Source organism: Paenibacillus elgii NBRC 100335, from assembly GCF_004000865.1.
Taxonomy (GTDB): Bacteria; Bacillota; Bacilli; order Paenibacillales; family NBRC-103111; genus Paenibacillus_G; species Paenibacillus_G elgii.
Genome location: NZ_BIMB01000133.1, coordinates 1 through 1569, shown reverse-complemented (window position 1 = coordinate 1569; position 1569 = coordinate 1). Strand labels below are relative to the sequence as shown.

The 1569-nt window shown below is 61.3% G+C and carries 1 protein-coding gene; it reads right to left on the bottom strand.

Annotated features, from left to right (window positions below):
* The coding region (locus PEL01S_RS34175; protein ID WP_255320204.1) for a DNA topoisomerase at positions 1–1569 on the bottom strand (1569 nt) is incomplete at both ends.

Here is a 1569-nt window from a genome sequence, read left to right as displayed (position 1 = left end):
GCTGGCGCGGGGCGTTCGAAGGCGCATCGCCTTCGAACGCCTGCTTCGCCGCGGGCTTCTGCCCCCGCACCTTCTCGACGATCAGGGCGGCAAAACGCTCGACGTTCTTCATGAACGTCTCGTCCGACGCCGCGCCGCGCGCGATCTCGTTCAGCCGCCGCTCCCACTGCCCGGTCATCTCCGGCGACGTCAGCAGCTCGACGCCCGCGCCGCGAATCAGCTCGACCGCCGTGCGGCCCTTCGGCGTGATCGCGATGCGTTTGCCCTGCATGACGACGTAGCCGACCTGTTTCAGCCGCTCGATAACGGATGCGCGTGTCGCCGGCGTACCGAGCCCGGAATCCTTCATCGCGTCGCGCAGCTCCTCATCCTCGATCTGCTTGCCCGCGCTTTCCATCGCCTTCAGCAGCGTGCCTTCGGTGTACGCCTTCGGCGGCTGGGTCTCCTTCTCCTTCGCCGCGCTGTCCTTGCACAGCACCGCCTGCGCCGCATCCAGCGTGAACGGAGCGTCGGTTTCTTCCTCGGCGACGGCATCCTCTTCCTGCTCCCGGTCGGCCTTTCCCTTTCCCCGGGACGGCTTCTCTTTTTCCTTTTTCTGGTCGGCATAGATAACCTTCCAGCCCAAGGACAGCAACTGCTTCACCGTGCTCTTGAACCGTTCGACTTCGGATACCGTCACGATCGTATGGAGCTTGTACATCGCCGCGGGATAAAAATGCGACAAAAACCGCCGTACGATCAAGTCGTACAGCTTTTGTTCGTCGGGCGGGAGCCCGCTTGGCATTTTGTGCGTCGGCAAAATCGCGTGGTGATCTTCCACCCTGGAAGGATTACAAACCGCCTTATTGTTTTTGTGTACCAGCTTTTTGTCCGCCTGCTGGACGAGCGGCGCATAGCTCGTCTTGCCAAGCTGGTCGAGCGCCCGGTGCATCTCGGGAATGTTCTGCTCGGTCACATAGTTGGAGTTCGTCCGCGGATAGCTGATCGCCTTATGCTTCTCGTAGAGCGCTTGGGCAAGATCGAGCGTCTTTTTGGCGGAAAATCCGAACTTCGCATTCGCTTCGCGCTGCAGCAAGGTCAGATCGTAGAGCTTGAACGGGTATTCCTTCGTATCCTTCACGTCGTAGCTTTCGATCCGGCCGGTCTTCCCTTTGACCTTAGCCGCGAGCGCCGCCGCTTTCTCGCCGTCGGTCAGCTTGTCCCCCTGCCACAGCCCGCGGTACTTCGTCTCTCCTTGCGTGAACCACGCTTCGACTTCGTAGTACTTGCTCGACGTAAACGCCTCGATCTCCTTCTGCCGGTCGTACAGAAGCGCCAGCACCGGCGTTTGCACACGCCCGACGGACAGCAGCTCGCGGTGCTTCGTCGTAAACGCGCGCGAGCCGTTCATCCCGATCAGCCAATCCGCCTCGCTCCGCGCCCGGGCCGCCCTCGTCAACGGCTCGAATTCCACGCCCTCGCGCAGCTCGACGAAGCCTTTGCGGATCGTCTCCGGCGTCAGGTCGGAGATCCACAGCCGCTTGACCGGGTGAGACAGCTTCAGATGCCGTTGAATAAGGGAAAAAATAT